This is a genomic window from Halanaerobium saccharolyticum subsp. saccharolyticum DSM 6643, assembly GCF_000350165.1.
GTDB classification, from domain to species: domain Bacteria; phylum Bacillota; class Halanaerobiia; order Halanaerobiales; family Halanaerobiaceae; genus Halanaerobium; species Halanaerobium saccharolyticum.
In genome coordinates, this window is sequence record NZ_CAUI01000015.1 from 428,738 (window position 1) to 435,848 (window position 7,111).

General features: G+C 32.0%; 6 protein-coding genes and 2 rRNA genes. All 8 read right to left on the bottom strand.

Annotation, left to right across the window (positions count from 1 at the left end):
* Positions 1-19 precede the first annotated feature (19 nt).
* A complete protein-coding gene (ptsP, locus tag HSACCH_RS07325) occupies positions 20-1,738 on the bottom strand; it encodes a phosphoenolpyruvate--protein phosphotransferase (protein WP_005488908.1) in 1,719 nt (572 codons plus the stop codon).
* Positions 1,738-2,022, bottom strand: a complete 285-nt coding sequence (locus HSACCH_RS07330; RefSeq protein ID WP_040477186.1) for an HPr family phosphocarrier protein — start codon at positions 2,020-2,022, stop codon at positions 1,738-1,740. Before HSACCH_RS07330 ends, ptsP begins: the two co-directional genes overlap by 1 nt.
* 208 nt (positions 2,023-2,230) lie before the next feature.
* Positions 2,231-2,806, bottom strand: coding sequence for a glycerol-3-phosphate responsive antiterminator (locus HSACCH_RS07335; protein ID WP_005488910.1), 576 nt, complete (start codon positions 2,804-2,806; stop codon positions 2,231-2,233).
* A 236-nt stretch (positions 2,807-3,042) separates the two neighbouring features.
* A complete protein-coding gene (locus tag HSACCH_RS07340; protein ID WP_005488912.1) occupies positions 3,043-3,417 on the bottom strand; it encodes a DUF1667 domain-containing protein in 375 nt (124 codons plus the stop codon).
* Positions 3,417-4,691, bottom strand: coding sequence for an NAD(P)/FAD-dependent oxidoreductase (locus HSACCH_RS07345; protein ID WP_005488917.1), 1,275 nt, complete (start codon positions 4,689-4,691; stop codon positions 3,417-3,419). Before HSACCH_RS07345 ends, HSACCH_RS07340 begins: the two co-directional genes overlap by 1 nt.
* On the bottom strand, positions 4,691-6,163 hold the full coding sequence (locus tag HSACCH_RS07350; RefSeq protein ID WP_005488918.1) for an NAD(P)/FAD-dependent oxidoreductase: 1,473 nt from the start codon (positions 6,161-6,163) through the stop codon (positions 4,691-4,693). Before HSACCH_RS07350 ends, HSACCH_RS07345 begins: the two co-directional genes overlap by 1 nt.
* 432 nt (positions 6,164-6,595) lie before the next feature.
* Positions 6,596-6,712, bottom strand: a 5S ribosomal RNA gene (rrf, locus tag HSACCH_RS07355).
* A gap of 279 nt (positions 6,713-6,991) precedes the next feature.
* Positions 6,992-7,111 (bottom strand): 23S ribosomal RNA (locus HSACCH_RS07360); the annotation flags it as partial.

Below are 7,111 nucleotides of genomic sequence, written 5' to 3' on the forward strand. Positions count from 1 at the left end.
TTATATTTTAATTGAATATTTATTTTGCAATTTTTCTTAAATATTCTTTAACTTCAGCAGCTGTTCCTAATTCTAAAACTTTTTCGCTTTCCTTTTCTGCTTCAGCTACAGTCCATTTTGTTAATACTTCTTTAATTTTTAGAATTGAAACTGCACTCATGCTAAATTCATTCAGTCCAGCTCCTAATAAGAATGGTAGCAATAATTCTTCTCCCGCTGCTTCACCACACATACCAACCCAGATATCTTCTGCATGACCGGCATCAATAGTCTTTTTAATTAATCTTAATACAGCTGGGTGATAAGGTGTATGCATCTCTGCAATTTGTTCATTCATTCTATCTACAGCAACTGTATACTGTATTAAATCATTAGTTCCAATACTAAAAAAGTCAACTTCTTTAGCTAATTTATCTGCTATCATTACTGCAGAAGGAACTTCTATCATCATTCCAACATCAATTTCTTCATTATACTTTATGCCTTCTTCTTTTAATTCAGCTTTTACCTCTTCTATCTTAGCTTTAGCTTTTAATAACTCATCTAAAGAAGAAATCATTGGAAACATAATTTTTATATTGCCATAAACGCCAGCTCTTAAAAGAGCACGGAGCTGAGGTTTGAATATATCATCTCTTTCTAAACAAACTCTGATAGCTCTGTAACCTAAAAATGGGTTCATTTCATCTGGAAAATCTAAATAAGGAAGTTCTTTGTCCCCTCCAACATCAAGAGTTCTGATAACTAAAGGTTTATCTCCCATTTTTTGAGTAGCTTTTTTATATACTTCGAATTGCTCTTCTTCTGTAGGCAAGTCACTGCGATCCATGTATAAGAATTCGCTGCGGAAAAGACCAACGCCTTCCCCTCCATTAGCAAGTATTGGATCAACATCTTTTAAATTCCCCATGTTCCCAGCTACTTCTACCTGATGGCCATCTTTGGTTTGAGCTTTTTTATCTTTAAAAGCCATCAAACGCTCTTGTTCAGCTTTATATTCTTCTAATTTTACTTTATATTCATCTAGTGTAGATTGATCTGGATCAAAAAAGACTTTACCCTGATTACCATCTACAATAATGGTTATTTCATTTTCTGCTTTTTCAATTAATTCATTTCCTAAGCCAACTACAGATGGAATCCCTAAAGAACGAGCCATAATAGCAGAGTGAGAAGTTCTAGAACCATCTCTGGTTACAAAGGCGAGAACTTTATCAGTATCAAGTTTAGCGGTATCAGATGGAGTTAAATCTTCAGCTACAATTATTACATCATCTTCCATCTTATCTGAAATATCCTCTATACCTAATAAGTTCTTGATTACTCTCATTCCAACATCTTTGATATCTGAACCACGTTCTCTTAAATATTCGTCATCCATAGCTGCAAACATAGCAGCAAACTCATCAATTACTTCTTTAACTGCTGCAGCTGCATTCAGCTTATTATCTTTGATCTTATTTTCGAATGCAGGTATAACCTCAGGATCATCTAGAATCATTAGATGGGCAGCAAAGATTTCTGCCTTTTCTTCTCCCAGTTTTTCAGCAGTTTCTTCTTTTAATTCTTTTAAAGATTTTTTTGATTCAGCTAAAGCATCATGTAACTTTTCAATTTCCTGCTCTACCTGATCATCTGAAATTTTCTTTTTATCAATTTCGATTTTTTCTTCTTTTTTTAATAATGATTTACCAATAGCAATTCCAGGAGAAGCAGCGATTCCTTCCAATAAAATCACTATTCATCCTCCTTTTTCATTTCAACCTGAATAAAATCAACTAGTTCTTCAACTGCTGACTCTGCATCATCACCATCTGCTTTGATTATAATCTCATTACCTTTTCCTACTCCCAGGCTCATTACACCCATAATACTTTTTGCATTAACTTCTTTTTCTTCAAAAATTATTTCAATTTTCGAATCATATTTTCCTGCTTTCTGTACGAATTGGGCTGCAGGGCGGGCGTGCAGACCGGTCTTATTAGTGATCATAACCTTCTTTTCTTTTACCAATCTGATCATCCTTTCAATTATTTTTTTTATATCATTACTTATTTATATATTTTAACATAAATGTTACACTAATTTCATCCTTTTTCAGAAATTTTTTTGTTATTATTGATTTTTTTGTCTAAATAGGCCTTTTTTAAAGCTTTTAATTATCAAATAATTACTTTTAGTGCTTCTAATATTAAAAAATAAAGTAATTAATGTTTTATTTGTTTAATTTTTATTCATATTTCCATAATTGGTGATTACTAGTAGAAACAGCAAAAACACCATCTTTTTTTAAATTATCCACTTCTTCTTTATTTTTTATTAAACCACCAGCAATAACAGGATAATTATGCTTGCTATCTTTTTGTTTTTCAATAAAATGTGGTGCTGCTAATCCTGGTAAAATTTCAACAGCATCAATATGATGTGAATTAAACGATTTTTCTGCACTGACTAATGAAGCTGAATCAAGCAAAAATACTCTTTGAATTGTCATTAAATTATTTTTAGCGGCTTCTTTTATTAAATATCCTTTAGTGGATATAATGCCATCACATAAATCATTTTCAGCTAAATATTTAATCCCTTCTTTGTCATGGGCAATACCTTTGACCAAATCGATATTAACCATTAAAATTTTATCATATTTATGTGCTAAATCCATAGCTTTTTCTAAATCAAAAATGGATCCAGTCAACAAAAATATTAATACTGCCTCTTTAATTTTCATTGGTTTTTCTAAATTCTTAATATCTCTAACAGCTGGAATAATTGGATAACTGTTAAAGTAACCAGCTAAATGTTTCAAATTTTTACCTCCCCTTCAGTTTAGAAACTCTCAGTTTTAAAACTGAGAGTTTCTAAACCATTTGCTCAAATAATTATGAATTTCTTAATAAATTATTATCTTATTTATCTCTCTATTATTATATACTTTTATTTAAATTATTAAAATCCTGCTTAAATCTTAAAATAATTATTAAAAACAGAAAAATACCAGAAGATTATCCAATCTCCTGGTATTTATAAATGATATTATGTGAATTATTTAATTTTCGGCATTTCTCTAGTAGCTACAATATTAACTCCAGTATCTAATATATTTTCTACTACAACATCTCCTAATTTTACTGGTGCTTCTAATTCTACCTTAGCTATTTCTACCATTGCTTTTTTTAATAAACCTTTAGGAATTGGATCTTGACTTTTTACCGGTACTAAAGGTAAAACACCATTTTTAACTCGTGCTGTAGTTGGTAATACTCTTGTGGGATTATAATACTCGTTTTTCACATATTTTTCTCCTGCTTTACAATTATTACCTGTCATACATGTAATCTGATCATTGTCATCTATATCTAATTCAACATCACAACCCATTGGACAGCTTATACAAGTTATCTCTACTTGTTTTCCCATTATTCTTCCTCCTTCACAATATCAACTTTTAAACTAGCTATATCATTTGAAGAGATCATCTTTTCTGGTACAGGGAAAGTTATCATCTCTCCTGGTTCTACTCGACGAGCTTTTTTATTTAATAACTTCTTATCGCCTGCATATAAATTAATTTTAACATCTGTCATAGGCTGTTTTGCTCTCATGTATAAATTGACTAATTTTCTATCTTCTACTTTATTCGTGATTTTATGGGGAACTATATAGCCAACATTCTCACCTGGATCTACATCTATTGCTTTTGATCTCTTATTTATACCTTTTTTCAAATAATCTGCTGCTGTTTTTCCAGCAATTAAACTTTCTTCTGTTACCCAATCTACTAAATCATGCACATGCAGCACATTTCCACAGGCAAAAACCCCTTCAATATTTGTCTCTCTTCCTTCATTTACTACTGGGCCGCCTGTTACAGCATGCATTTCTACTCCTGCTTCTTCCGATAATTCATTTTCTGGAATCAAACCTACTGATAATAATAAAGTATCACATTCAATTTCATATTCTGTACCTTCTATTGGTTGGAAATCATCATCAACTTCTGCTACTGTTACAGCTTCTAACCTATCTTTTCCTTTAATATCTATTACTGTCTGCTGCATTCTTAGTGGTATATCAAAATCTTCTAAACACTGAACAATATTTCGGGTCAAGCCTCCCGAAAATGGCAGCAGTTCTAAAACAGCTTCTACTTCTGCACCTTCTAAATGCATTCTTCTTGCCATAATCAAACCGATATCTCCTGAACCCAAAATAACTACTTTTTCACCTGGAATCCACTGTTCCATATTGATATATCTTTGCGCTGTTCCCGCACTATAAACTCCGGCTGGTCTAGAACCTGGGATATCAATTGCTTCTCTTGTTCTTTCTCGACAACCCATTGCTAAAATTACTGCTCCTGCACTAATTTCCAACATTCCTTCATCAGAATTAATAGCATATACTGTTTTCTCAGGAGTCACTTCTAAAACCATTGTATCTAATTTTATATCTACACCACGTTCTCTAATATTTTCTATAAATTGTTGTGCATATTCAGGTCCAGTTAATTCTTCTCCAAAATAATGCAGGCCAAAACCATTATGGATACACTGCTGTAAAATCCCGCCTAATTCAAAGTCTCTTTCTATAATTAATATATCTTTAATCCCTTGATCAAAAGCTTCCTGTGCTGCTGCTAAGCCAGCTGGTCCTCCACCAACTACAACTAAATCATATTCTTGTTTATTCATTATTTTCCCACCTCTTTCAATAACGGTGCTTTAGTTCTTTCTGATAAAAGTTTAGATTCTGCACTCTCTAAGCAAACTTCATTTTCTTCTATTCCTAATTCTTCTGCTAAAATACTTACTACTTTCGGCTCACAGAATCCTCCCTGGCATCTTCCTGCCCCAGGTCTAACTCTTCTTTTAACTGCATTAACAGTTCTAGCACCTACAGGCTCACGAATTGCATCTAAAATTTCACCTTTAGTTACTGTCTCACAACGACAAATAATCTGGCCATAATCTCTATTTTCTTCTACTAATTCAGCCTGTTCTGCATGAGTCATATGTCTAAACTTTGGTGGGCCTTGGTAATTAGGATCAAAATCAGTCTTTTTTTCCATGCCACCTAACTCTTTTTCTACTATTCCTACTACCATTTCTGCAATTGCTGGTGATGATGCTAAACCTGGAGATTGAATCCCTGCTACATTAATAAATCCTGGAACTTCATCACTAGCTTCTATTAAGAAATCTCCTGTTTCTTTAATTGCTGGTCTTAATCCTACAAACTCTCTAATAATCCCTTTTTTGCTCAGGCCAGGTATTGTTTTATTGGCACCTGCCATTACCTCATCTAATCCTTCTCTAGTAGTTGATTTATTTTCTACACTTTCTATTACTTCTGCATTTGGTCCAATCAAGACATTTCTTTCATCTGTAGGTGTCACTACAATACCTTTACTTACTTTTGTTGGTACTGGGAAAATTGTTGTTTGTAAATCTAAATCCATTTTTTTATCATATAAATAATATTCTCCACGTCTTGGAGTGATTTTGAATTTATCGATACCTACCATATTCGCTATTTTATCAGCATATAGGCCAGCTGCATTAATTACTAATCCTGCTTCTATATCTCCTTTAGCTGTTTTAACTAATTTGTAATCACCTTTATCTTCTATATCCTCTACTCCTGCCTCTAAATAGACATCTGCGCCATTTTTAGCTGCGTTATTAGCCAATGCCACAGTTAATTCAAAGGGGTTTACTATGCCTGCTGTAGGAGCATATAAAGCTGCTATAGCATCTTCGCTTAAATGTGGCTCTAATTCGTATAATCTATCTCCTTTAGCAATTTCTAAATCTGGAACCCCGTTTTTTTGTCCATTTTCTAAAATAGCTTCTAATTTAGGAATATCTGCTTCATCTTCTGCTACAACCATTGCCCCCAACCATTCGATTGGTACATCTAATTCGTGTTGAACTTTTTCATGATATAATTTATTTCCTCTTACATTTAATCTACCTTTCAATTTGTTAGAATCAGCATTAAAACCTGCATGGATTAAAGCTGTATTAGCTTTACTAGTACCAGTACATACATCAGGTTCTTTTTCTAATAAAGCAATATCTAAATCATAACGCGATAATTCACGAGCAATAAAACACCCAGTCACTCCGCCACCAATTATAATAACATCATATTTTTTATTCAATTATTTTCCTCCTATAGTAATTTAAGATTTAGAATTTTTTAAATCTAAAATATCAATAATAATAGATAACCCCTTAAAATTAAAGTTTTTGCCCGTTTCTTGGTTAATTAAATTAATTTTTATTAATCACTCCCCCTTTAATTTATATTTAATATACAATATTTAATATTTGTAAATAATCTAAAAAAATTATATATATATAATCTCAAAGGTTTTAAACACAAAAAAACCTTATTGAAATTTAGAAATTAGGGCATAGTCCCCCCTCTAAATCTCAATAAGGTTTTCTCTTCAACTCAACCAAATATTTATTTTTGAATTGATTAAAGTATAGCACTCAAATTTAAATATGTCAAATACTTTAGATAAAAAAATTAATATATAACAATCAAAATTTTATTTATTTTCAGTTAATTAATAAATAAAAAAAAGGACCGGCAGCGACCTACTCTCCCACATCGTTACCAATGCAGTACCATAGGCGCTGGAGGACTTAACTTTTGTGTTCGAGATGGGAACAAGTGTTGCCCCTCCGCAATTACCACCGGAAATCTATAAAATTGTTGTTTTCATGTACTCTGCTCTCTTCTAAAGCTAACTTGATCTATTATTTTGATCTTTTCACTTTGAGAAAAGCTAACAGAATTTCTGTTTTAATTTCAGAACCTTATTAATTTAGCATTTCATAACTTTTTTGAAGGTTAAAAAAGAAAGCTGTTTGAGCGCAGCGAGTTCTTTCTTTTACTGAAAAAAAGTTGTTAAATGCGTTAAAAAATTAATTGGTGATTGAAATTAAAACTGTAAATTCAAAGATACATATAGGAAATAATGATTAAGCCCTCGATCTATTAGTACCAGTTAGCTTAATGTATTACTACACTTACACCTCTGGCCTATCTACCTTATCATCTTTAAGGGATCTTACCTTCTTAACAAAGTGAGATACCT

Bases quoted from the DNA above. Each gene is read 5' to 3' on its own strand.
- HSACCH_RS07345 (WP_005488917.1), bottom strand. From the start codon at position 4,691: ATGAATAAACAAGAATATGATTTAGTTGTAGTTGGTGGAGGACCAGCT.
- HSACCH_RS07340 (WP_005488912.1), bottom strand. From the start codon at position 3,417: ATGGGAAAACAAGTAGAGATAACTTGTATAAGCTGTCCAATGGGTTGT.
- HSACCH_RS07330 (WP_040477186.1), bottom strand. From the start codon at position 2,022: ATGATCAGATTGGTAAAAGAAAAGAAGGTTATGATCACTAATAAGACC.